General features: G+C 69.7%; 22 protein-coding genes and 2 pseudogenes. 16 read left to right on the top strand and 8 right to left on the bottom strand.

The window, feature by feature from the left end; genetic code table 11:
- Window positions 1-162 precede the first annotated feature (162 nt).
- Both ACFXHB_RS33260 and ACFXHB_RS33265 read left to right on the top strand, forming a co-directional pair.
- Window positions 163-1,551, top strand: a complete 1,389-nt coding sequence (locus ACFXHB_RS33260) for a Tat pathway signal protein (RefSeq protein WP_380578666.1) — start codon at window positions 163-165, stop codon at window positions 1,549-1,551.
- 78 nt (window positions 1,552-1,629) lie between these two features.
- On the top strand, window positions 1,630-2,118 hold the full coding sequence (locus ACFXHB_RS33265) for an SAM-dependent methyltransferase (RefSeq protein ID WP_380578668.1): 489 nt from the start codon (window positions 1,630-1,632) through the stop codon (window positions 2,116-2,118).
- A gap of 351 nt (window positions 2,119-2,469) precedes the next feature.
- On the opposite strand, the gene ACFXHB_RS33270 is transcribed toward ACFXHB_RS33265, so the two are convergent.
- From ACFXHB_RS33270 to ACFXHB_RS33280, 3 genes are all read right to left on the bottom strand, one after another.
- Window positions 2,470-2,817 (bottom strand): hypothetical protein, encoded by a 348-nt coding sequence (locus ACFXHB_RS33270; RefSeq protein WP_380578670.1) that lies wholly within the window; start codon window positions 2,815-2,817, stop codon window positions 2,470-2,472.
- Window positions 2,818-2,918: 101 nt separating this feature from the next.
- Window positions 2,919-3,410 (bottom strand): hypothetical protein, encoded by a 492-nt coding sequence (locus tag ACFXHB_RS33275; RefSeq protein WP_380578672.1) that lies wholly within the window; start codon window positions 3,408-3,410, stop codon window positions 2,919-2,921.
- A complete protein-coding gene (locus tag ACFXHB_RS33280; RefSeq protein WP_380578674.1) occupies window positions 3,407-3,973 on the bottom strand; it encodes an ATP-binding protein in 567 nt (188 codons plus the stop codon). Before ACFXHB_RS33280 ends, ACFXHB_RS33275 begins: the two co-directional genes overlap by 4 nt.
- Before the next feature lie 237 nt (window positions 3,974-4,210).
- Here ACFXHB_RS33280 and ACFXHB_RS33285 point away from each other — a divergent pair, with 237 nt between their 5' ends.
- Entirely contained in the window at window positions 4,211-5,575 is a 1,365-nt protein-coding gene (locus ACFXHB_RS33285) for a helix-turn-helix domain-containing protein (RefSeq protein WP_380578676.1), read from the top strand.
- Window positions 5,576-5,608: 33 nt separating this feature from the next.
- Window positions 5,609-6,508, top strand: coding sequence for a phosphotransferase family protein (locus ACFXHB_RS33290; protein WP_380578678.1), 900 nt, complete (start codon window positions 5,609-5,611; stop codon window positions 6,506-6,508).
- 311 nt (window positions 6,509-6,819) lie between these two features.
- Here the strand turns inward: ACFXHB_RS33290 and ACFXHB_RS33295 are convergent, their stop codons facing one another.
- Window positions 6,820-7,440: a hypothetical protein gene (locus ACFXHB_RS33295; protein WP_380578680.1), complete on the bottom strand. Its 621-nt coding sequence runs from the start codon at window positions 7,438-7,440 to the stop codon at window positions 6,820-6,822.
- Between the two features lie 816 nt (window positions 7,441-8,256).
- Between ACFXHB_RS33295 and ACFXHB_RS33300 the strand changes: the two genes are divergently transcribed.
- From ACFXHB_RS33300 to ACFXHB_RS33310, 3 genes are all read left to right on the top strand, one after another.
- Window positions 8,257-9,462 carry a helix-turn-helix domain-containing protein gene (locus tag ACFXHB_RS33300; protein WP_380578682.1) on the top strand — a complete coding sequence of 402 codons (1,206 nt, stop codon included), beginning with the start codon at window positions 8,257-8,259 and terminating at the stop codon, window positions 9,460-9,462.
- A 34-nt stretch (window positions 9,463-9,496) separates the two neighbouring features.
- Window positions 9,497-10,129, top strand: a complete 633-nt coding sequence (locus ACFXHB_RS33305; RefSeq protein WP_380578684.1) for an HAD family hydrolase — start codon at window positions 9,497-9,499, stop codon at window positions 10,127-10,129.
- Between the two features lie 236 nt (window positions 10,130-10,365).
- The gene (locus ACFXHB_RS33310) at window positions 10,366-11,559 is read left to right on the top strand and encodes a serpin family protein (protein WP_380578686.1); all 1,194 of its coding nucleotides are present in this window, start codon (window positions 10,366-10,368) and stop codon (window positions 11,557-11,559) included.
- 474 nt (window positions 11,560-12,033) lie between these two features.
- Here ACFXHB_RS33310 and ACFXHB_RS33315 read toward each other — a convergent pair whose 3' ends face one another.
- Window positions 12,034-12,390 (bottom strand): hypothetical protein, encoded by a 357-nt coding sequence (locus ACFXHB_RS33315; RefSeq protein ID WP_380578688.1) that lies wholly within the window; start codon window positions 12,388-12,390, stop codon window positions 12,034-12,036.
- Between the two features lie 716 nt (window positions 12,391-13,106).
- Between ACFXHB_RS33315 and ACFXHB_RS33320 the strand changes: the two genes are divergently transcribed.
- Entirely contained in the window at window positions 13,107-13,541 is a 435-nt protein-coding gene (locus tag ACFXHB_RS33320) for a hypothetical protein (RefSeq protein WP_380578690.1), read from the top strand.
- A gap of 76 nt (window positions 13,542-13,617) precedes the next feature.
- Window positions 13,618-14,067 carry a winged helix-turn-helix domain-containing protein gene (locus tag ACFXHB_RS33325; RefSeq protein WP_380578692.1) on the top strand — a complete coding sequence of 150 codons (450 nt, stop codon included), beginning with the start codon at window positions 13,618-13,620 and terminating at the stop codon, window positions 14,065-14,067.
- A gap of 5 nt (window positions 14,068-14,072) precedes the next feature.
- On the opposite strand, the gene ACFXHB_RS33330 is transcribed toward ACFXHB_RS33325, so the two are convergent.
- The gene (locus ACFXHB_RS33330) at window positions 14,073-15,272 is read right to left on the bottom strand and encodes an IS110 family transposase (RefSeq protein WP_380578694.1); all 1,200 of its coding nucleotides are present in this window, start codon (window positions 15,270-15,272) and stop codon (window positions 14,073-14,075) included.
- 254 nt (window positions 15,273-15,526) lie between these two features.
- Between ACFXHB_RS33330 and ACFXHB_RS33335 the strand changes: the two are divergent.
- Together ACFXHB_RS33335 and ACFXHB_RS33340 are read left to right on the top strand one after the other, a co-directional pair.
- Window positions 15,527-16,094: pseudogene (locus ACFXHB_RS33335) on the top strand (transposase).
- Between the two features lie 497 nt (window positions 16,095-16,591).
- Window positions 16,592-17,266 carry an SMI1/KNR4 family protein gene (locus ACFXHB_RS33340; RefSeq protein ID WP_380578696.1) on the top strand — a complete coding sequence of 225 codons (675 nt, stop codon included), beginning with the start codon at window positions 16,592-16,594 and terminating at the stop codon, window positions 17,264-17,266.
- A gap of 327 nt (window positions 17,267-17,593) precedes the next feature.
- Here the strand turns inward: ACFXHB_RS33340 and ACFXHB_RS33345 are convergent, their stop codons facing one another.
- Complete coding sequence (locus ACFXHB_RS33345; protein WP_380578698.1) at window positions 17,594-17,848, bottom strand: hypothetical protein; 255 nt, start codon at window positions 17,846-17,848, stop codon at window positions 17,594-17,596.
- Window positions 17,849-17,947: 99 nt separating this feature from the next.
- Here ACFXHB_RS33345 and ACFXHB_RS33350 point away from each other — a divergent pair, with 99 nt between their 5' ends.
- On the top strand, window positions 17,948-19,354 hold the full coding sequence (locus tag ACFXHB_RS33350; protein ID WP_380578700.1) for a tetratricopeptide repeat protein: 1,407 nt from the start codon (window positions 17,948-17,950) through the stop codon (window positions 19,352-19,354).
- Between the two features lie 468 nt (window positions 19,355-19,822).
- Window positions 19,823-19,930, top strand: a pseudogene (locus ACFXHB_RS33355) (hypothetical protein); the annotation flags it as partial.
- 379 nt (window positions 19,931-20,309) lie between these two features.
- Here ACFXHB_RS33355 and ACFXHB_RS33360 read toward each other — a convergent pair.
- Window positions 20,310-20,648 (bottom strand): hypothetical protein, encoded by a 339-nt coding sequence (locus ACFXHB_RS33360; protein WP_380578702.1) that lies wholly within the window; start codon window positions 20,646-20,648, stop codon window positions 20,310-20,312.
- Window positions 20,649-20,707: 59 nt separating this feature from the next.
- Here ACFXHB_RS33360 and ACFXHB_RS33365 point away from each other — a divergent pair, with 59 nt between their 5' ends.
- From ACFXHB_RS33365 to ACFXHB_RS33375, 3 genes are all read left to right on the top strand, one after another.
- Window positions 20,708-21,943 carry an IS701 family transposase gene (locus ACFXHB_RS33365; RefSeq protein ID WP_380578704.1) on the top strand — a complete coding sequence of 412 codons (1,236 nt, stop codon included), beginning with the start codon at window positions 20,708-20,710 and terminating at the stop codon, window positions 21,941-21,943.
- A 187-nt stretch (window positions 21,944-22,130) separates the two neighbouring features.
- Window positions 22,131-23,468: an IS630 family transposase gene (locus ACFXHB_RS33370; protein WP_380578706.1), complete on the top strand. Its 1,338-nt coding sequence runs from the start codon at window positions 22,131-22,133 to the stop codon at window positions 23,466-23,468.
- Between the two features lie 122 nt (window positions 23,469-23,590).
- Window positions 23,591-24,017, top strand: a 427-nt coding sequence (locus ACFXHB_RS33375) for a hypothetical protein (RefSeq protein WP_380578708.1), incomplete at its 3' end; no start/stop codon positions are given.

The following is a 24,017-nucleotide window of genomic DNA, read 5'->3' on the forward strand; positions in this document are numbered from 1 at the left end:
CAGGCGGACGCGAATTCTCGGTGAAACCGTCTGTGGGCTGCGTCGTTGGGCTCTATCGTCATGACGTTGAGCGAACCGCTTGTCACCACTCATGGGAATCCCTTGGCTGGTGCGAGTACCGCTAACGCCGCTAAAGATCGTTTCGAGGACAGGGAGCGCATCGTGGCGCCGACCCGCAACACCCGACTGGAGGCCGTGGTCAGGGAACTGGGCTGGTCCCAGGACCGGCTGGCCTCTCGTCTGAGGCGAGTGGCTGCGGAGCAAGGCGCCAACGAGCTCCTGCCGGTGACCCGCTCGCACGTCTCCCAGTGGCTGCGAGGGGTACGGCCCTCGGGTCGCGCCCCGGCTGTCTTGTGCGAGACGCTGTCCCGGGGGCTGGGACGCGCGGTCACCCTGTCGCAGATCGGGCTTACACCGGCCCGCGACGAGACCGACGGGGTGCCCGGATGGGACGTCGACACACTCTCCGCTCTGGCGGATCACGGGGGCAGCGAGATGATGAACCGCCGGGAGCTGCTGGGCAGCTCCCTCTACTCGGTCCTCGGGACCGCGCTCCCGTCCGAGCAGTGGTGGGACCAGCGGCTGCGGATCGCCCGCGACCGCCCACCGCTGTCCACGCTGACTGTCACCCGCGTCCACGTCGACGCGCTGCGCGAGGCCACGAGCTGGTTCTCCAACCGCGACCAGCGTCTGGGCGGCCGTGCCGGACGCGCCGCCCTGGCCGCCTACCTGCGTACCGACGTCGCCGACTGTCTGGCTGGACGCTGCCCGGACGAGCAGACCAGGCGCGCACTCGTCTCCGCAGCCGGTGAGGCCGTCTACGTGGCCGGCTGGATGGACTTCGACTCGGGCGCCCACGGGCGCGCCCAGGCCAACTTCCGTCTCGCCCTCGCTCTTTCCGCCGAGGCTGGCGACGGCGCGCTGGCCGGACACGTCCTGCGCGCCGCGGCCCATCAGGCCGTCGACCTTGGGCACCCCGGCCGGGCCTTGGAATACGCCGAGGCCTCCATGGCCGGATCCCGTTACGGCGCCGCGAGCCACCGAGAGAAGGCCCTCTTCGGTGTCGTTCACGCCCGCGCCCTGGCCGCCGCCGGCCGCAAGCACGAGGCGTTGGCCGCCCTGCTGCGCGCCGAGGACGACCTGCGCGGCGCCGGCACCCCGGCCGACAGCCCGGAGCCGACCCGGGTGCACTTCTTCACCGAGGGAAGCCTCGCCCACGAAGCCGCCTGCACGCTGAGGGACCTCGACGACCTCCCTGGCGCCGAAGCGGAGTTCGAACGCAGCGTCCGCACCCGACCCGCGCACCTCGTCCGCACCCACGCCGTCACCCTCGGATACCTGGGCGATGTCCAGGCCCGTCGCGGCCACGTCGACGCGGCCTGTGACACCTGGCACCGGGCACTCGACGCCATGGCCGGCATCCAGTCCGGCCGCACCCACGACACCGTGACCCGGATGCGCAGCACCCTGTCCCCGATCCGAACCCGGGGCAAGGGCCCTGCCGCCGGCCTCGACCAGCGTGCCCGCGAATTCCTGCAGGCCGTAGGCTGACCGCGTCGGCCCACCGCGCGCCCGTCGTGCCGTGACGCCGGTTCGCGCCGTTCCAATCTCGGGAGACAGGAAGCCGCCATGCCAGAACCGATCTTGGTCACGCCGGTCGCCATCGTCGTGGGTGGCCACCGCGAGCCGGCCGACGACTATCAGGGCGGCGTCCGAGCCGTGATCCGCCTCAACCCCGACTACCCTCTCGACGCGGTGCAGGGCCTCGAGGAGTTCAGCCACCTGACCGTCACCTGGCACTTCCACCTCGGGTCGCCCGACGATGTCGAACTCCATGCCCGCAGCCCACGCGGCAACCCCCGCTGGCCGGCCACCGGAACGTTCGCGCACAGGAACCACAGGAGGCCGAACCGCCTCGCGGTCTCCTACCCGCGCCTGGTGCGCGTCGACGGCCTGGACCTGCACGTCACGGACCTCGACGCCGTCGACGGGACGCCGATCATCGACATCGCGCCGTACTTCCAAGCCATGGGTCCCCGCGGACAGGTGAGGGAACCGGCTTGGCCGGGCGAAATGCTCGCCGACTACTGGACCGACGCCGCTGAACGTCCCGTGTGAGGCCGGTCCGCCGATTCCCGTGAAACCCCGCGCCGACCCGCCGGAGCTGCGGCGGGTCGTGCCGCCACCAGACGTCGCGCAGCGCAGCGATACACCGACGCTTTGTCGGTGCCACCGGCGGATCACCTCAGCGGGCGGCACCATCAGGGCGAGCCCGGGCACCGACGTCACCCGGGGGCCGGGCGTATGACGCAGGTGCCGTGTGGCTGTGCGCGAAGTGGTCAGTGTCATGGATCGGGTCCTTCGAGCGCGTGAAAGTCGGGCATGACGTGGCGGTTCTCGACAGCGGCACTCGCTGATACCGAGCGAGGCGTCAACCAGCCGGGTGGGGTAGGAGTCGGGCCGGTCGCCTCAGGGCGGAGGCGGCGCGCCGAGCGCTGTGAGCAGGGCTCTGGCGGACGTGGCCACCAACCGCCTCGGCGGGACAGCCCAGTGCGTGTCCCGGCCCGACCGCACGTCGGCGGGCGGCACGCTCAGGCGGGTGTCGGCACGGAGCAGCCGCGCACCGTAGCCGCGCCAGCCGGGAGTCAGCGCCCCGGATTCGACCAGGAAGTCGGTGCTGTCCGCCAGGCGGTTGGCCAGGACCATCCCACACTCGTTCCCAAGCGCCGTGATCACCCGTCGGCCGACCGCGCCCGGCATCCGGACAACATCGAGACCTTCGCCGATGACTACGGACGTGAGCAGATCATCGGGCACCCAGGCGGGAACGATGCTGCGACCACGCCATGCTTCCGGCATCGTGCTGGTCCTGGTCGATGGCGCTGGTGGGTGGGATGATTCCGCAGGGGAAGACCTGTTCACCGGGCACCCGCCGTTCCCGCGGGTGCCGGGCCGGCGGATGCGGTGCGAGCGAGGCGGCCCAGTACGAACGTCGCCTCCTCGGCCGGCGGGCGACGCTCGTCGACCACGATGGCGCGCTCGGGAGCAGCCCCCGGGCGGGTGCGTCCCCTCACGGCCTGGGACGCGGAACCTGCGTATCGTACGAGCCTCACCTCGCGGTCCAGTCGCTCCGCGAGACGGCACAGTGCCGCCTCATTGAGCAGCTGGTCCGCCGGGTATGCGAGGAGTACGGGGCGCTCGGCGCGCCGGTCGGTGTGCCATCCGGCGACCCTCAGCAGGACATCGAGGCAGAACTCCTCCTGTTCGTCCGAGCGCGTGAGGATGCCTTTCGGGAAGAGCAGCCGGTGCAGGCTGTCCAGCTCGAGGTGTACCCCGCTCAGGCTCCGCGACAGCTCCTGGCCGATGGCCAGGCGGTGCTGCACGGGCCCTCCGGCCAACGCGACGATCACGACTCCCCCATGGAGACGGTGCGGGTGGTGGTTTGCTTCACGGCTACGACGCCCGGGACAAGGCGTCGGGCTGGGCCGGAGTCCCATTGCCAGAGGCGAGGTTCCAGTACACGTGGACCTCCTTCCCCCCCGTCGTCGGTCGGTCTGGATGTCCAGGCCGAGCTGAGCGCGGTGACCAGAAGCAGCCCGCGCCCCGACGTGGCGCCAACCCGGGCGACCCGGGGAATCGGCGGGACGGGGTTGTGATCCCGAACCCGCAGTCCGAGAACGCCCGCCCGCAGACCGATGGACACGCTGATCTCCCGCGTCCCGCTCCCTTCCGTGGGCCGGCCGTGCACGACGGCGTTGGCGACCAGCTCGGCGACCACCAGCAACACGTCGTCCTCGAGACCGGCCAAGGCCCACTGCCGAAGTACGCGTCGCACCGACCGACGCGCCAGCACGGCGGAGGACTCCTCGTAGGGCAGCTCCACCCAGTGTGTCTCCTCCGCGGCCGTCGTGTCCGGAGCGGGCTCGTTCCGCACTGCCAGCACCGAGGCCGAGCCGTCGTGAACCGATGCCATGCCACCACTCCTCGTTGAGGGACCGACCCGGTCCGGAGCCCACGGCCTGCGCTGGGGTGTCCACACCGTCCGCCCCACGGTCCGTGGTCGGCAACCAGCCGATTCCGGGAAGCGGCACCGACACCGGGAATCCGCGATACCCGGCTCCCGGAAACCGACCCGAAACCGGGAAACGGATTCCCGACTTCGCGCCCGTGCCACTACCGCCGACCCGGTCCGGGCATCAGGATGGTGGACATGACGAGAGGTCACGGAGCCTTCTGCGCAAAGCGGTTGATCAGCAAGCCCGAGAACCGGGGAGCATCCGTCGGTGTCATCGCCGATGCCCTGCAGACCTGCTGCGCGGTCACCCGGCTGCGGGCCCATCGCCTGGCGCGCACCTGGACCCTCGAAGAGGCTGTGCGGCGGTTCAAGGCCCTGTGCGTTCGGCTCGGCACCGATCCCGGCGGGATCACCATCGACCGAATGAGCACCTGGGAGACCGGAGCGAACCACCCTCGAGCCCGCACGGTCGACCTGCTGTGCAAGCTCTACGACACCGACGCCCACGACCTCGGCCTGGCCGGCCCCCCGCCCTCCGCGGTGCCCGTACCGGGCCTGGTCAGTGCGGCGCAGGCCTCCGCCCTTGCGGGCGGTGACCCGTTCGACCGGCTGATCGACGACGCCCGCCGCGCGGTGAACCGCACCCTCGCCGCCGCCAGCGTCAGCACCGCCCAGCTGGACCAGCTCGAGGAACGGATGATCAGCGCCCGCCGGCTGTACGTCTTCACCCCGCCCGAAGAGATGCTCCCTCTGCTCATCGGCGACTTGGAGGAGATCCGCCTGGTGGCCGCCGACCGGCAGCCGGCAGCTGTCCAGGTCCAGCTCTCCGCCCTGACAGCCATCGGGTCCACCCTCGTCGCCGACGCCCTGATGAAGCTCGGCCGCCTGCGCCACGCCGGCCAGTGGTACGACACCGCCCGCACCGCCGCCGACGACAGCGGCGACCCCGAACTGCGTGCCCGCGTCCGCGTCCAGGCCGCGATGCTCCCCTACTACTACGGGCCCCTGGAGACGGCCGCCGGCCTGACCCGCGAAGCACGCCTGATCAGCCGAAACCGCCCCACGGTCACCGGCGCGTTCGCCGCCGCCGCCGAAGCCCGTGCCCTGGCCCGCCAGGGTGACCGCGACGGCGCGCTCAGCGCGATCCGTCACGCCGAACGGATCTGGCAGGCCTGCGAGCCCGGCCCGGCCGACGACGCGTGGGCATTTCCCGAAAGGCGCCTGCTGCTCTACCGCAGCGGCACCTACACCGCGATCGGCGACACCCAGCAGGCCCGCCACGCCCAGGACCAGGCGGTGCTCCTGTACCCCGAGCAGACCGGCATCGACCCGGCCCTGCTCGGCCTGGAGCGAGCCATGTGCCTGATCCACGAGCACAGCCTCGCGGAGGCCTGCCAACTCGCAGCCGCCTCCTACCTCCAGGTCCCCGAAGCACACCGCACCACCATCCTCGGCGCCCGCGCCCAGGACGTGATCGCCATACTCCCCCCGCAACTGCGCACCGCCCGACCCGTACGCGACCTTGGCACGATCCTGGCGCTGCCCTCCGCCCCGAAGTGACAGCCCCCCAACCCGTAGGCCAGCCTGAACCCCATGACGACGATCGCGACGGATGCCGGCGGCTTCAACCCGACCGACCTCACCAGTCTCCTTCAACGCGCCTGCGCCGCCGCGGAACTCGATCCGACGACCGCCCGGCTCCTTCGCGGTCACACCAACGCCGTCTTCGTCACCGGTGAGGTCGTCGTCAAGATCGCTCGCAGCGGCACCCAGGCCTCCAGCGTCCAACGCACAGTTGACCTCGTCACCTGGCTCACCGCCCAGGGCTTCCCGACCGTCCCCCTGCACCCCGTGAAACAGCCCGTCGACCTCGACGGCCACTACGCGACCTACTGGACGTACCTCCCGCAACCCGCCCACCCCGTCGCCGCCGAACAACTCGCCGGCCCGCTCAGGGCGCTGCACCGACTGACCGATCCGCCCACGCCACTGGCGCCGGTGGACACGGTCGCCGCGGTACGCCGCTCCCTCACCCGCACCCGTGCCCTCGCCGCGGAGGAACTGGACTACCTCTCCCGGCGCCTGGATCACCTGGAAGCGGATCTCGCGGACGTCACCTACCTGCTGCCCCCCGCAGTCATCCAGGGTGATCCCCAGCACCGCAACGCGCTCCATACCCGAGACGGCGGGGCGGTCCTGTGCGACTGGGACACGGCCAGCTTCGGCCAGCCCGAGTGGGACCTGATCACGGTCGAGATCCACTGCCGACGATTCGGCCACGGCCGGGCGCATTACGAGGCCTTCGCCCAGCGGTACGGCCTCGATGTCACCACCTGGGACGGCTACCCGGTCCTCGCGGCGTTGCGTGAGCTCCGGATGATCACGACCAACGCCAAACGCGCGGCCACCGACAACGGAACGCTCGAGGAGGTCCGACGCCGCATCAGCCACCTTGGCGATGAGGGCACCGGGCAGCCGTGGAACATCCTCTGAGTCGTGAGAGCCTTCAACGACCGCCTCCACGACGTCTACCTTTAGGAGGCCTGGCACATGCGCGTCGGCATCACCGGACACCGCGGTCTGGACGAGCCCCTCGAACGTAGGGTCACCGAGCTCTTGGAGGAGGCACTGTCGGGCCTCGACGACGGATCGCGCGTCCTCGTCACGTGTCTCGCCGACGGCCCCGATACATGGGCCGCCGACCTCGCGCTCCGGCGTCGCGACCGCCTGGCCGTGATCATTCCCGCCCGCGACTACCGAGCCGCACTGCCACACTGGCATCAGAGGGGCGTGTTCGGAACCGTTCACCGGGCCGCTCCCACCGGGGCGAGGGCGGTGCGGGCAGGGGCGGGCGGGGCGTCGTCGCGCAACTGGGTGCCAGTCGTGACGGCGACCATGGCATCCAGCAGCACCAGGTGGGAGCCAGGAACTTCCCCGCGCGCTACGCCGCGGGACAAGGCGGGTCGCAGCGTCGTCTGTGCGGCGGCGGGCACGTTGAGGGCCAGCTGGAGAGCGGCGGTGCAGCCGTCCGCACCGACCAGCCGCAACGTCGGCCAGCCGTACTCGAGGACCACCGCGACCAGCACTTGACCGGCCCCACGGGCGGCCGTGGCGTACGCCACGCCGTCCGCATACCGGCCGGAGCTGGCCAGCAGGTCCTGTCGGTGCATCACCTCGGTGGCCAGGCGGACCAGCTCGCGGTGGAGCAGCGAATCGAGCGTGAGCTCGTCCCAATGGTCGGCGGCGGTGGACACCACCGTGGCCCGCTGCGGCAGGAGACCGCTGACATGGGCCGAGGCGTGCTCCGCCGTCGGTGTCGAAGCCTGCGGGCGGTGCCGCCCGGTCTGCCGGCCGACCGGGCGGCGGGCACCGAGGCGGAAGAGGAGGCGGCCCCAGGGGCGCTGCCTGCGTTCGGTGCTGGTCATCGTCTCCCCAGGGAGTTTGTGGTGAGCGGGTGGCGGTCGGATCAGCAGGTGAGGAGACGGGGTCCACCACTGCTGCGGTACGGGCCAAGTCGCCAGAAGGCGCCTGCCCGCCTAGGCGGGACGGAAGTGACCGCCAGGCGTGTCCAGTGCGGCGGCCACCAGGAACGCGCCACGGTCCGCGACGAGAGCGGCGAGCTGCTCCCACGAATCCCCCGTGGTGGCCACCATCGACCGGGTCCAGGTGACAATGCCGCTGGCAGACCCGCTAGACAGGGCTGCCGTTATGCTCTTCCAGCCTGTCCGCTGGCCGAGCGGCTGTTCCGGTGACCGGTCTCCTTCGCATACGACTACGTCCCACTCGCGCGCCTCGGCATATCGGCGGCAGTGTTCGGCCAGGGTCGTCGCAAGGGTGGTGTCATTGGTGACCACGTAGAGGGCGACAGACACTCGACCAGCAGGCAGGTGCGGGGGTTCCCGATGCATGCGACAACTGTTGCTGACGTGCCGAGGCGGTGGAACGGACGGAGCGTAGGACTTTCAGGAGCCAGAGCGGGCCAAAGGCGCATGGAGCGTGGGTATTTGCGCGGCTTCTGCCGTTCCTGTGGCCTGATCTCGTCCGCCGGGGTGCGCAAGGGCCCTTTCGAGGGCCAGGATGTGACGTGCAGTCATTTCGTCGGGCCGGGACGTCCGCAGGAAGCGGCTCGCTGGCCGGCAGTGAGTTCAAACGGCCGGACCAGGTGGGCACCCTGGTGAAAACCATGGGGCCTGGAAGCCGGCGGCCACGGGCCGGTGTAACCGAGTAGGGAGTGTGCGGATATGGCGCAGTGGCTGGAATTCAGCACGGGTGAGCGCATCAAAATGCTGCGCGGTAAGTCCGTCACCCAAACCCAGCTGGCTGAGCGGAGCGGGTTGTCCTTCTCGACAATCCAGAAGGCCGAACAGGGTGGCAACGTGTCGCTTCCCACATTGCTACGGATCTCCGAGGCCCTCCACACGGAGGTCGCGGTGGTCCTAGGTCACCAGCCGCCGCGCCGGGGGATGTCGACCGACGAGCGGGCGATGCTACGCGAACTCGCCCGCAACGTCCACGACATCGCGTCCGGGATTCTGCTGGAGCCAGCAGAGGACATCGCGCCCGGGCTGGCCGATTTGACGGAAGCCGCCTCGCGCATGTGGCGCGTCTACTGGCGCGGTTCCTATGCCGACGCCGGCGTGATGGTTGGACCGCTGCTGCGCTCTGCCGCCTTGTACGCCAGGGAGGCTCCGGTCGGCCAGGAGGCTGCCGCCACGGCGCTGCTGTCCGACGCGTACCGCGCCGCCGGGCTCATCGCGAACTTCCTTGGATCCCGGGATCTCGCTTACGCGTCGGTCGGTCATGCGATCCGGTACGCAGACCTCGCTGGCGATCCGGTCCGCCGAGCCATGCTCGGCTCGGCCCGCGCTCGTGTTCTTCTTCGAGACGGCCGGGTGAAGCAAGCTCTCTCTGAGGCAGAGAACGCGGCAGCTGCAGCCGAGCCAAGCTTCTCCGAACAGGGGTCGAGTCGGCTCGCGGCTTACGGCAAGAACATCACGTTTGCAGCGGTCGCAGCCTCAAGGCTCGGTGACACCTCACGAGCCACGGACCTCCTGTCCCAAGCCCACGCCGTTGCCGCCCGGCTGGGCACCGATGTCTTCATCAACGGGCTCCAGTTCGGGCCTTCGTATGCCGGCGCGCAGGCAGTGGGAGTGAACGTCTCTCTCGGCAACGCCGGCAGGGCCCTGGACCTCGTGCGCCGCTTCGATCCTTCCGGCCTGACACAAGCCGCCCACAACCGAATGATGCTCGACGTCGCTCTCGCACAGTGCGACGCACGTCAGTGGGACAGCTCGTTGGACACGCTTCAAGCGGTCTGTGAGTCCCACCCGGACTGGGCACGACACCAAGCCATCCCTAGTGTCATCATCCAGAGGGCTGGGCAGGCCAGCACCAGCCGGATCCGTAAGCTGTCGGCGATTCTCGGCATGTCGTCGGCCAGCCACTGACCGTCGGACTCGAACATCAGCAAGGAGCGTCCAGGTGCCCTACCGCGGTTTGATCCTCGACTTCGCGGGAGTGATGACCACACCGATCGGCAGGTCATCACAGGCCTGGTGCACCAAGGCGGGACTCCCCGCCGACGCCTGGCGCAGCACTCTGGAGGACGATCCAGTGGGCCGTGCCCTGTACGTCGAACTGGAGCTCGGCCGCATGACTCAGCATGCCTGGAACACCGGAACTGCGGCGATCCTCGGTGTCGATGCCGAAGATCTCATGGGTCGAGTCCACGCCCAGGTCCGGGCTGTGCCGTCCATGCTGGAGGTTGCCCGGCAGGCCAGGCTCAGCGGGATATCAGTGGCGCTGTTGTCCAATTCCTATGGCTTCGAGCCCTACAACCCCTACCTGGAAACCGGTGTATGGGATCTCTTCGACATTCACGTCCTCAGCGGCCACGAGGGCATTGCCAAGCCCGATCCAGCGATCTACGCCCTGACCCTCGAACGCCTCGGTCTTAGTGCGAACGAGTGCCTGTTCGTGGATGACCACCCAAGGAACCTGCCGCCGGCCCAGTCGCTCGGGATCGCCACCCTCCACGCCACTGGGAGTGATGAGACCGCCCGGGCTATCGCGAATCGGCTCTCGCTCACGCTTCCGGCCGCCGTGCCGCGGTAGTGCCGCCGAACAGCGTGTCATGCCGCTGGCACACCTCAACCTCGAACAGTCCGAAGACAAGAGGTTCAGCGACGGCTACGGCGCACTGATATCGAGGCTAGCGGCGGCGTGGATCTCGTCTACAGACCGTGAGTCGCGGCTGAGGCTTTCTCAGGGACCGGGACGTTCAATTCGTTCGCCAACCGGCACTTCCGGCTCTACCCTCGCGAGGATCCGGATACAACGAAAGGACAAGCATGGCCAGTCACGCCACAGTCGAAGCCATCAACGGGCTGACCGTACGTTGGGCCGCGACGCTTCCGGACGATGGCACGGTGCTCGCCGCAGCCGGGGTGTGGCCGTTGCTCGGCCTCCTTGCCGGAGGTGCCGCAGGTACCGCCCGGCAAGAACTCTCTGACGCCCTCTGCATCCCCGCGGAAGGCACCGCATCCGCAGCACACGACATGCTCTCCACCCTCGGGGCGGTCCGGGGACTGAGCATGGCCCTGGGCCTGTGGACCCACAGGGCCCTGCCCATCGAACCGTCCTGGTTGAACCGACTGCCCGCCGGCGTACACGGGCAGCTCACCGGCGAGCCCAAAGGCGACCAGGCACACCTCGATGCTTGGGCGGCCAAGCACACGGACGGGCAGATAGACGCGATGCCGGTCACGGTGAGAGAGGAGACTCTACTGATGCTGGCCAGCTCCTTGAGTCTCCGTACCGACTGGATCCGGCCCTTCACCCCAGGCGGATTGGAAGCCGAGACAGGGCCCTGGCACGGCCAGGACCTGGCCGGACTGCATCGAAGCACCAGTCTCCTAAACCGGGTCGGCGTCACGGACACGGCAGCTGGCCCACTAACCGAACTTCAGGTCATCGGCACCCACGGCATAGATGTCCACCTGTACCTCGGAACACCTGAAGCAACCGCCAGCCAGGTATTGGTCGCCGCCGTCAAGAGCCTTCACAACCGCCGCGCGATGGTCCGCGGCGACCGTCTCCCCTACGGCACCCCGGGACCCGGACTGTCCGTGGAACGCGTCCCGAGCATCGACGGCGAACCCACGCTCCACGTGTCCACCGTGCCCTTCACCGTCCAAGCCCACCACGACCTGCTCGACGCCCCCGACCTGTTTGGCCTGCGCACGGCGACGGACCTCTCGCAAGGCCACTTCCCCGGCATCAGTGCCCAACCACTTGCCATCCAGCAAGCCGCGCAGGCGATGACCGCGACGTTCGGCCCCTACGGCTTCCGCTCCGCAGCCGTCACCGCCTTCTCCGGAATGGCCGCCGGCATCCCACGCCACCCCTACCGGGCCCGCGAAGTCAGCGTCAGCTTCGACCGTCCCTTCGGATTCCTCGCCCTTCACCGCACCTCACGACTCGTCCTCAACGCGGGCTGGGTCACCGCCCCCGAAACCTTCGAGGAATCTACCTGGGACTTGTGATCACCCCCAAGAGACGCGGGACGGCAGGCGACTCGGCCGCTCGGCGCTGGTCCGCAATCGGAGGGAGCGGGTCTCGAGCGCGGGCATCGACGTCGACAGGCTGATCGGCCACGTCCTCACCGCGGACCATCTGGCCGCCGGCGGCACCCGCGAGGACGGTGAGCCAGCGAGCTGGTCATCGGTCAGAGCAGTGACGTCGAGGGCGCCCAGGGCATCATCACAGGCGCCCCAGGGGACTGCACCACCCACCAGGGCGGCTGCGGCGATTACGGGAAGGTCACACCAGGCACGGTCCACGACGGCAAGTAGGGCCGGCACGGCGATCAGCGCCAGTCGTGGGTCGGCACTGCCCCAGCATCGCCGCTCACACCGGCGGGAACCGACTCTTGCTGCGCCCTCGGTCTCGAGGCCCGATCGGCTCCGGGTCACCCGAGACGCCCGGCACCGGCCTTCACGCGGAAACGAGTGTGCGGATCATCGAGCTTCGACGGAAGGGGCTGAGTCGAGCGGCACTTTCCGTAACAAGGCGGCCGGGTTGCCGATCCGCTCGAGGAACGGACGCAGCGAACCGGGCACGGTCGGCGCTACCCGGACGATGTCGACACCCGTCCACCGGACGGAGCTTCCGGGGGCAAAGGTTCGACCACCGTCGTGATCGTCAGGGTCCGTGATCAGCGGCCGCAGGCGCAAATAGCCGGGCCTGGCTTGGGCCGGGTCGGGTTCTACACACCATCCCAGAGGCCGCAGCCAGGCCTCGACCTTCACCGTGTCGTCCGGGTCGGTCGGCAGAATGAAGGTGTGCTCGTTGCTGACGGACTGACGTTCGCTCATGCGTGCAGCCTATCGGCGTGGCCGCTGCTGGAGGCACTGCCGCCGAGGCTACGTCTCGGCATGCCGGTCGGCCACACTGCGAGGGTGCGCACCCGGCCTCGTGCGACGACGACGGCTCGGGCCACGGCTCTTCCTCGGCGCGTCACTCCCTGGGCCCTGAAGCGGCGCGATCCCCACGCTCAGCACCACCACCCCGAACACTGACCAACTCGCCCATGCGTTCTTGAAGCCTGACGAGGTCGGACCAGCGGCTCGCGGTGACCTCCGGGCGCGGGCGGGTGCCGGGCAGGGCCTGCGGTGAGCAGGAGGATGCCGGTGCGGCGCAGGTGGGCGGCGAGCCGGTCCAGGGCGCTCGGTGGCACGGGGATCGGAGTGGCGGCGAGCCCGAGCGCGGGCGAACCGCCGGCTTCCCTGTTGAATCGGCGTGTCCGAGCCGTAGCCTGTCCCCCTAGGCTGATCAACGCGGCGGGGGTGTCGTGACCGGGGGCGGGGCTGTGGACGAGAGCGGTCGAGCAACGAAGGACCCGGTCTCCGGGGAGCCGGTTTCCGAGGGGACTGCGGCACAGGGGCCGGCGGACCCGCCGGCCCATGTGCCGCAACCCACCACGCCACCCCACCCTGCACGGCCGACACGGCCTCGGCGAGTGCCGATACCCCCGGGCCGGACCCGCTGGTCGCGGCGCAAGCGACGCACGGTCGCACTCAGACTGCTCACGGTGGCGATGCTGCTCATCGCGCTGACCTACGCCGCGGCCCAAGCCGCTTGGCACGGCGGACTGGTGGTGCTCATCGAGGTCTTCTACCACCCGTTGGCGTACGGCGCCGCGGTTCTGGTACTGATCGCCCTCGCCATCCTGATCGGGATCCGCGACCGGATGACCAGGAGACTGCTACTGGTCCCACTCCTCGGCTGCACACTGCTGGCCTGGCCCCTCGCCCTGCTCGTCTTTGGCAGCATGCCGCACAAGACCGCGGACCGGCCGGCTCCCGGCCGCTCCGACCGCAGCCTGGTGATCCACGAGGGCGCCGCGATGATCGATCCGCTCTGGTGGGTCTCGGTCGACACCGGCTCCGGCCTGACCGCACGACGGTGGCCGGTCGGCTACTTCAACGGAGACGCCACCGATACTGACCTCGGCTCGTCAGGGTGAACCTTCTCGAAGTCCCTGATTGGTGCGGTGCGGTGGCTGTATCCGGTGGTGTGTGAGATATGCGGATGGGGGCGGGTTGACCGCCGTAGGCCGGGTGCGCCGGGAGTCGGTGCGGATGCAGGCCGCCGAGTTGTTCGAGCGGGGAGTCAAGCCGCCGGAGGTCGCGCGGCGTCTGCGGGTGAGCCCGAAGTCGGCCTACCGTTGGCACCGGTTGTGGCAGGAGGGCGGGGCTCTGGCGTTGGCCTCTCGCGGCCCGAGCGGGTCGCGGTGCCGTCTGTCGTCGCGCTGCCTGGAGAAACTGGCCGCGTATCTGGAGGAGGGTCCGGCCGCGCACGGCTGGGTGGAGGATCAGGTCTGGACCGCGGCAAGGGTGGCCACGCTGATCGGCCGCAAGTTCCACGTCTCCTACAGCGTCTCGGGCGCCACGAGGCTGATGCGTCGGCTCGGCTTCAGCCCGCAGGTCCCCGCACGGCGGGTGGCCGAGCGGGACGAGCAGGCCGTCACCGTGTGGAGGGAGTCTCAATGAGTGAGTCAAGCTGTCTGCGCGGCCGGATCGGGGGTGAATACCCGGTTGTCGCGCAGGAGTGCCCACAGGACGCTGACCCGGCGGCGGGCCAGGGCGATGATCGCCTGGACGTGTTTGCAGCCCTCGGCGCGCTTCTTGAGGTAGAAGTCCCGGTTGGGGCCGTCCTTGATGATGCTGGTCTGCGCGGACAGGTAGAACACCCTTCGCAGACGGCGGCTGTAGCGCTTGGGCCGGTGCATGTTGCCGGTGCGGCGTCCGGAGTCGCGGGGGACGGGCACGAGCCCGGCCGCCGAGGCGAGGTGGCCGGCATCCGCGTAGGCGGTCAGGTCGCCGGCCGCGACGACGAGCTCGGCTCCGAGTATCGGCCCGATGCCGGGCAGGGACTCGATGATCCCGGCCTGCGGGTGGGTGTGGAAGGTGTCGCGGATCTGCTTGTCGATCCGCTTCAGCCGGTCGTCCAGGGCCAGGATCTGTACGGCGAGGTCGGCGACGATTCCGGCGGCGACGTCCTCGCCGGGCAGCACGGTGTGCTGGGCTTCGGCGGCCTCCAGGGCGGTGGCGGCGACCGCGTCGGCGCCGCGGACGCTGCGGTTGGCGAGCCAGGCCGTCAGCCGGGCCCGTCCCCTGCGGCGCAGGGCGGCGGGGGTCTGGTAGCCGGTCAGCAGGACCAGGGCGCCCTTGTGGGCGGAGTAGTCGAAGGCCCTCTCCAGAGCGGGGAAGATGCCGGTGAGCACGTCGCGCAGCCGGTTGATCATCCGAACCCGGTCGGCGATCAGGTCTGTGCGGTGGGCGGTCAGCAGCGCGAGCGCGGCGGCGAGCTGGGCGGGGACGTCGATGGTGGTGAAGTCGCGGCGGTGGCGGGCGGTTTCGGCGATGACGTAGGCGTCGCGGGCGTCGGTCTTCGCCTCGCCCCGATAGGCGCCGGACATGCGGTTGACGGTCCGTCCAGGCACGTAGACGGCCCTCTGGCCGTGGGCCGCGAGCAGGGCCAGAAGCAGGGCCGAGGACGTCCCGAAGATGTCCACCGCCCAGTGCACTATGTCGGCCAGGTCGAGGAACTCGCCGAGCGCGGTCAGGATCGCCGTCTCGTCGTTGTCGACCTTCTTCGACCACAGCGTCGCACCGGCCTCGTCGACCACTGCCGCCCAGTGGTGCCCCTTGCCGGCGTCAACTCCCGCCCAGACCTGGGCCTTTCGCTCGCTCACTCGCCCCTCCTCGATCCCACCCGCATCCCGTTGGCCCGAGGAACACCCCGCCGTCGTCTCCGTAAACAGCGACCGCACATGGCGCGCACATCTCAATCAGCAGCCAGGGCGCCCCGAAGAGCCGGGCGGCCACTCCTTCCAAGCCACTGAAGACAAGGCGACCTGAGCCACACCCGGCCCTCCCGGGCCGACTAACACCTTACGGAGGCGACCTGGGCGGAGGCAGAAGAGCACGGGCGGCCTGCGGGGGCTACATCTGCTTCGAGGACGAGGCAGGCTTCACCCGCCGTCCGCCCAGAGGACGTACCTGGGGCCGGCGAGGCCGCACCCCGGTCGTGACGGTCGGCGGCCGCCGATCGGGACGCCTGTCGGTGGCCGGGCCGATCGCCATGCGGCCCGGCGCCCGCACCCGGCTGTGCCACCGCCTGATCACGCACCCCGCGGGCAAGGGCCAGCGCCGCAGCATGGGCGAGCGCGACTTCATCGCTCTGATCGACGGCGTGCACCACCTCGTCAAAGCGCCGATCGTGCTGGTCTGGGACCGCCTCAACACCCACGTCTCCCACGCCATACGCGACTTGATCGCCCACCGCACCTGGCTGACGGTCTTCCTTCTCCCCGCCTGTTCACCCGACCTCAACCCCGTCGAAAGGGGTCTGGACACACGTCAAACGCAGCCTCACCAACCTCGCCGTCATGGCCCTCGACCGACTCGAAGCCCTCGTCCGCAACCGGCTCAAACGCCTGCAATACCGACCCGACACCCTCGACGGCTTCATAGCCGGCACCGGTCTGAGCCTCGACATCCCGACATCACCCTGACGAGCCGAGGTCAGTAACGCACTGATCTCGGCGCAGTGGGACGGACCCGACAGGATCAGGCTGGCCACCCGGGGCGGCCAGGTGTTCGTGGTAGCCCTCGACCCGGAGAGCGGCCGGCCCGAGCGCCAGGTACGAGCAGGCTGAAGGCTCGATCCTGGGATGACGAGGATCTCTACTACGTGGGCCCGACGGGAACCGTGTGAACGCCTCGGCCAGCAGCGGCGGCGTGCTTCGTTACGAAGGCAACTCGCATTCAACACGCTGACTTGACAGACATCCCATGAGCTGGCGTGTCAATCAGCGAGTGCATGGGCCGGGAAAGGACAGGCTGCCCCTCACCCCGCGGCCGCGACCGCTTGTGCTCGACCCGGCGAACGCTCTCGTGTGAATCGAGCGCACTCGCCAGCTGGTGGTCTTCCGGGGCGGGCCAGTGGCCTGTCGGAGCCGTGGCCTAGAGTGCAGCCTCTGACAGACTGACGGCCGGGAAGGGTTGGACAATGACCGAGGCGTGGGGCCGGCTGCGGGCGATCATGGGCGCGCCGGTGTACACCCCGGCGCGAGTACCGTGGGAGCTGGCACCGGCCGAGCTCGGGGTCCAGCTGCCGTCGGACTACCGAGCGTTCGTCGACCTGTACGGCGCGGTGAGCCTGAACGGCGAGTGGGGCGTGCGGTCACCGAGGGTGCAATCCCGCATAGCCGGCTCTCCCGGCGGCCTGGCGGGGTGGCGCTTCGAGACCGACACGGAGTTTCGGGTGCAGGTCGCGGGTGAGGACGAGTTCTGGGACCAGGAGCACACCCCCGTGTTTCCGGACCCGGGTGGACTGCTGCCCTGGGGCAGGAACAGCAACCACGTCTACTGCTGTTGGCTGACCACCGACCCGGACCCGGATCAGTGGCCGGTGGCCGTCCTCTGCGACTTCGATGGCGTCGATGACGGTGAGCTCGACCGTTTCGACGGCGGCTTCGCCGAGTTCGTGGCGACCGTACTCACAGGCGGCTACGCCCATGAGGACGAGTTGCTGGTCCGCCCGGACCCGGAAGAGTGGGGACCTCAACCGGCCCGACCGCTCTGGACACCCTCCTACGACTGGACCGGCAAGGACTGGGCCGCGGAGTGGGGCATCACCTGGTACGAACCCACCGGGTCGACGGAGATGCCCTGGACCAGGTGACAAGGATCCGGGTGCACCGCCGTGACTGTGCAGAGGCTGCCTCAATTCGTACGTGGCAGGAGGAACGGCCCCGCCCATGAGTTGGAGGGTCAAACGGCGAGTGTGTGGGATCGGTGGGCCCGGTCGGTCGTCCCGTCATAGGGTGCGCCGGTATTCAGGCAGCCGTGCCGGATGCCGATGATTCTGGAGCAGATCAGTGCCGGCGAGGTGTCGATGTCAAGCCAGCCGTCGGAGTGCGCGCAGTCCGGTGTAGAGGCAGGCTCCGGGACTACGGAACAAGGAGGCCAGCGATAGCGGCGTTGGCCGCGCGGGCTGGGTGACGGAACGTCAGGGGATGTCGAGGTTGTCGTCCTCGTCGTCGTCGAAGTCGATGCCGAAGGCGAGGTCGTCGTCGAAGTCGCCGGGCTCCTCCAGGGGGCGGGCAGCCCTGTACGCGGACCGGATCCCGCACCGTCCCGGTCCACCGGTGCCCGTACGCCAGCGTGTCGTCTGCCAGGTCGCGAAGCGTTCCTCGGCGGGGACCTCGCGCTCGGCCGCGCAGTGGCCGTCGCGCTCGGCCCGGTCCGGGTGCCCGCACCGCATCCCAAGAGGTTCACCACGTCATCGTCGGGCCGCCCCGGGCAGTCGCGCGACGACGCGCCCGGGCACCGCGTGTCGGTGGCGGTTCGTAGAGTCCCCGGTATGAACGTTGACGATCTTGCCTGGCAGGCCCACACCCTCCTTGGCGTTCCCCCGAACCTCGCCCGCACCCTCATCACCCACGGACACCTGGAGGTCGTGATCCAGGCAGCCCGGGAACGGGAGGACTGGCACTGCGCCGAGGCCGCGGCCGAAGCCCTGAGCGCGGACGGGCGCTTCGAACGGGCACTGGAGGTCCTGGCCCCCTTCACCGCCACCGGCTGGAACCACTCCCGCTGGGTCACCGCCGACGTCATGACCCGCCAGGGCCGCGGCGACGAGGCACTCACGCTGATGCGCCCCGACACCGAGCAGCGAACCGACGAACACTACTGTGCCCGCTACGCCGAGCTGGCCGCCAACGTCGGCCGGGCCGACGACGCCGTCACGGTCCTCACCCCACACCTGGACAAGGCTTGGCTGCTGGACAAGCTCGTCGAGGCGACCAAGGGCGGGGACCGCGACGAGCAGGTGCTCCAACTGCTCTACCGCGCGCTCGAAAGCGCGACCGACTGGCCCGGACCGGCCCGCTGGGAGGTGCTGCTCCACATCGCCGCCGTGCTGGAGCGGACCGGGCGCGCGAGCGAGGCCGTCGCGCTGCTGCGCGAGGAGACGGCCGTCGGCGACCACCACCCCCTCAACTTCCCGGAGTACTACGCCGCACTGCTCGCCCGCCAGGGCCTGACCGAGGAACTCGCGGCGCTCGCCGCCGACAACTACCACCTCGTCGGCGCCTACACCGCCGCCCTTACCAGGGCCGGACGGGAGCCGGAGACCGAGGCCCTGCTGCGCGAGCGCGTCACCGTCCACAACCATGACCACGACCGTGTGCGGCTGATGACGCTGCTCGGTGCCCAGGGCCGGATCGACGAAGCCGTCGAGGTCGGCCTGCCCGCCTGCGAGGACCACGACCACGGCGGCGTCGTCCACCAGCTGATCGGCCTTCTGGTCGACGACGGCAGGCCCGGCCGGGCACTGGAGGTGCTGGACAACCTCACCGGCTGGTGGGTTGAGGGCCACCCCGAGGACGTCCAGCACATGCGCCTGTGGCTGCTCGGCCAGGCCGGCCGCCACACCGAGGCCATCGCACTCGCCACCGCCCTGCCCCAGGACGAACCCGGACAGTGGGACGAATCCATCGCCGCCCTCCTCCAAGGCGACGGCCGCATCGAGGAAGCCGTCACCCTGCTGCGCTCGTCCCCGCACCGGTCGGCCGCCAACCTTCTGGCCGACCTGCTGGCCCGCACCGGCCGCCCCGCCGAGGCGATCGCGGCCGTCCCCACCACCGCCGACCAGCGCGCGGCCTACGAACAGCGGCAACGCGAGTGGAAGGAGGCGGACCCCTGGGGCATCGCCGCCGCACTCGCCCGGATGGAACAGAACGAGCAAGGTCCGGAGAAGACACAGTAGAGCCGGACGGTGGGCTCCCGCCGGTCCCCCAGCTCTGCCCGGAACCCAGTACGACTAGTACCGCCGCATGATCCGGTCCCAACCACCCACTCCCGGCGGGCCCGACCTGCGATTGCACGGCAAAGCCGACGGCATGTTCGTGCCCGAAAGGCCGCTGGCCAAAGCACTAGCCGCAGCCGATCGGCAGGCCTAGTGTCTGCGCCACGGCACCACACCACGTCACCACTGGCCGCCGCGCAGAGCAGCCGCGCCACGCCCCCGGGCACGGCCGGCCTCCCACCGGCCGGGCCCGCCGAGCGTCCCCCGTCGCTCCGGGTCCGGCCGCTGCCACCGAGACTGGCGCGCACCAGTTGGCGGCAGTGGGGGCTCGAAGACCATGGGCGAGAAGACCGAGCGGTTCGAGCAGGCCGTCCGCGACCTGGTAGGGAACCGGCGCTCTGAAGGTCGGGAAGCTCCCCCTCCGAACGCACCCTGGCAGCAGACCACGGCGAGGGACGGACCACGGTGCGCCGCGTGCTCGCCAACCTCGCCACCGAAGGGCTGATCACGCCCACCACAGCAGCGGCTACTTCGTGAGCGATCCCAGCGCCGGCGCCGCCGCGCCCCACACGCCTCTCGCCCTGTACGCGGACCGGATCCCCCACCGTCCCGGTCCACCGGTGCCCATACGCCAGCGTGACGTCTGCCAGGTCGCAAGCGTTCATCGGCGAGGACCCCGCACTCGGCCGGCCAGTGGCCGTCGCGCTCGGCCCGGTCCGAGTTCCCGCATCCCAAGAGGTTCACCACGTCATCGTGAGGCCGTCCCGGGCAGTTGCTCGACGACGCGCCCGGGCACCGCGTGTCGGTGGTGGTTCGTAGGGTCCCCGGTATGAACGTGGACGATCTTGCCTGGCAGGCCCACATTCTCACCTCGGTCGCTGTCCCGCCAGGCACGCCAAACCCTGAGCCGGAACCACTACGGCGGCGAAGCCGTCACGCGAAGCTTTGCCTCGGGATAGTGGCGGCGAAGTTCGTTGAGTACGCGCCCGTCGACCGCTTTGACGTCCCACAGGGAGCTGTCCCCTTCGGTCAGAACGACCATCACCTCGTCCTCGGCGAATCCACGTGCCTCAGCGTCGATCAATTGGAGGAAGGGGGTTGTCAGCGACAACAGTGTCAACGGGTCCGTGCCGCCGTCGGCAGACTGCCCCTCCATCTCGACGCAGCGAGGATCGACGATCTCGTCGAACTCGACGCGCCACTTCAGGTCCAGGCCGAAGCTGCCGAGGCGAACCAGTGGCTCAGCCAGGGTCACTAGTAGTACTTCGTTAACTTGGCTTGATCCTGATCTGTGTATCGGGCATTCTGGAGGGCGTGGACTTGGGGGAGATTGAGCAACTGCGTGGCGAGCTCGCCGCGTTCGTGGCCGAGGTGTTCGCGTCGGTACCGCGGAAGGACACGCGTGGGTGGGGTGACTGCTATCTGCGCGGGTTGATGCTGGACGGTCGCAGGAAGTCGATCCAGCCTATGGCCGAGCGGCTGCCGGACGGCGACATGCAGGCCCTGCAGCAGTTCGTGAACCAGTCGCCGTGGGACCACACGGCGGTGCTGCGGGCGGTTGCCCTCAAGGCCGTCACGGTGGTCGATCCGGTGGTGTGGGTGATCGACGACGTGTCGTTCCCCAAGGACGGGCGGATGTCGGTCGCGGTGGCCCGGCAGTGGTGCGGGGCATTGGGCAAGCAGTCGAACTGCCAGGTGGGGGTTAGCCTGCACGCCGCCTCCGACACCGCGTCCGTGCCCATCTCCTGGCGCCTGTTCGTGCCCGCCGAGTGGCAGGACGACACCGAGCGCCGCACACGCGCGGGCATGCCCGAGGAAATCGGGCACCGCGAGAAGTGGCGTCTGGCCCTGGACCTGATCGACGAGGCGCTCGCCTGGGGCCTGGAGCCGAAGGTGGTCGTCGCCGACGCCGGCTACGGCCAGATCACCGCGTTCCGCCGGGGCCTGGCGGAACGCGGGCTGGACTTCGTCGTGGCCGTCCGCTCCGACGAGTCCGCGCATCCTCACGACGCGGCCCCCACCACCGCGCACTGGAGCGGGAACGGCCGCAAACCCGCGGCCCGCTACCGAACCAAGGCCATGTCGCTCCAGGCCCTGACCACCGACGGCGGACGCACGACCCTGCGCCGGACCACCTGGCGCCACGGCTCGAAAGGCCCGATGCGTTCCCGCTTCCGGGTGCTCACGGTGCGGCCGGCGGGCGTCGCGGCCCGTACCCACGCGATGGCCCGGGCCGGTGGAGCGAGCGCCTGGGACGGCGTCCTGCCGGAGGCCACCCTGCTCAGCGAATGGCCCGCCGGACAGAAGACGCCCACCGAGTACTGGCTGACCAGCCTGCCCGCCGACACCCCGACCCGCCACCTGGTCCGCCTGGCCAAGATGCGCTGGCGCGTCGAGCACGACTACCGCGAGCTGAAGCACGGCCTCGGGCTGGACCACTTCGAGGGCCGCACCTGGCGCGGCTGGCACCACCACGTCGCCCTCGTCACCGCCGCCCACGCCTTCCTCACGCTCCGCCGGCTCGACCCAAAAGCCCAAGCGCCGGCCTGACCTTCTACCAGATCCTGGACCAGCTCCAGGATCTGCTGAACTGCTGGACCGGCATTTGCCACACCTGCCAACACCCACTTCCCACAACAAGGCCCAGAAGCCGAACCCGACAACCCGCCCCAACCTAACGAAGTACTACTAGTGTCCTGCACCTGAAATGTCAGCTCTAAGTATGTAGGCTGTTTTCATGTCGTCTCGGGGTCCTCGTGCTGTCGAAGTCGTGCTGTCCGTCGCGGAGCGTGCGGAGTTGTCGCGCTGGGCGGCCGGCTCGCTATCGGCTCGTGCGGCGGAGCGGGCCCGGATCATCCTGGCCTGTGCGGACGGAGCGTCGAACACCGTTGTGGCGGCGGGCTTCGGGGTCAGTACGGAGACGGTGCGCAAATGGCGCTCCAGGTTCGTAGCCCGGCGGCTGGCGGGGCTGGCGGATGAGCCGCGGCCTGGCCGGCGCAAGCCGGAGCTGGTGCTGTCCGAGGTCGAGCGGGCGGAGTTGACGCGCTGGGCAAGGCGGGCGAAGACCGCGCAGTTCCTGGCGCTGCGGGCGAGGATCGTGCTGCGGTGCGCGGAAGGCGGGACGAACAAGGAGATCGCCACCGAACTCGGTGTCTCGCACGGAACGGTGAACCGTTGGCGGTCGAGGTTCATCCGCTTGCGGCTGGACGGGCTGAGTGATGAGCCGCGTCCCGGCAGGCCGCCCTCGATCCTCCTGGACCAGGTCGAGGACGTACTCACGGCAACGTTGGAGTCCGCCCCGGGCAAGGACACCCACTGGTCGCGGGCCTCGATGGCCAAGCACTCCGGGCTGTCGAAGTCCACCATCGGGCGGATCTGGAAGAAGTTCGACCTCAAGCCACATCTCCAGGACGCGTTCAAGCTCTCCACCGACCCGCGGTTCATCGCGAAGGTCGTCGACGTCGTAGGCCTGTACCACAACCCACCCGAGAAGGCGGTGGTGCTGTGCGTGGACGAGAAGAGCCAGATCCAGGCGCTGGACCGGTCCCAGCCCGTGCTGCCGATGATGCCGGGCATGCCCGAACGCCGCACCCACGACTACTACCGGCATGGCATCACCAGCCTGTTCGCCGCCTTCGACATCGCTGACGGCACCGTCATATCGGCACCGCACCGCCGCCACCGGGCCATCGAGTTCAAGAAGTTCCTGGTCACGATCGACAAGGCTGTGCCCGCCGGCCTCGATGTCCACCTGGTCTGTGACAATTACGCCACCCACAACACCGCCGAGATCAGGACGTGGCTAGGAAGACACCCGCGCTTCCACGTCCACTTCACCCCCACCGGCTCCTCCTGGATGAACCAGGTCGAGCGATGGTTCGGCATGCTGACGGACAAGCTCATCCGCCGCGGGGTGCACACCTCCGTGAAGGCCCTGGAGCAAGACATCAGGGTCTGGATCGACGGATGGAACGAGAACCCCAGGCCCTTCACCTGGACCAAGACCGCCGACGAGATCCTCAACTCCCTCGCCGACTACCTCACCAAAATCAACCCGCCGACCACTGAAACCTGACGCAGACTTAGAAGCCGTTGTCTTTCCGGGAGTGATGGCTGCGTTTCCGTAGGTCAGGCATAGTTCGGTGTTTCGGTGGCAGGGACGGGGTGTCGTGTCGTCTCTTCGGTGGAGGTGCCGGGATGCCGTCGGTGATGGGGTTGCTGGAGGAGCGCGAACGCGCGGCTCGGCAGCGGGTGGAGGCCCTCCAGGCCGAGCTGCGGGAGGCGGAGTCCGTGTGGGAGCGGTTCGTGATCGCCCGCGAGACGGTGGCCGAGGTCCTCGGGCAACCATGCGGAAGCGAGGAGGTGCCGCCGGCCGGGGTGGCCGACGAGCGGCTGGTGCAGGCCGCGGCGGTGCCCGGTTCGATGGTGCCGCACTGGCGGAACGGGCTTGCTCCCACGGTCCTGGCGCCGGACTACCAGCGGATCATGGACGTCCTGGCTGGTGGGAACGGGCCGCGCGGGGAGGCGATGGACTGTCGCCAACTCTCGGCGGCACTCGGGCTGGAGACGATTCCGGCGAAGGTGGAAGGGGTGCGGTCGAAGGCGAAGCGGCTGGCCGCGCGGG

The organism is Kitasatospora sp. NPDC059327 (assembly GCF_042752535.1).
Lineage (GTDB): Bacteria > Actinomycetota > Actinomycetes > Streptomycetales > Streptomycetaceae > Kitasatospora.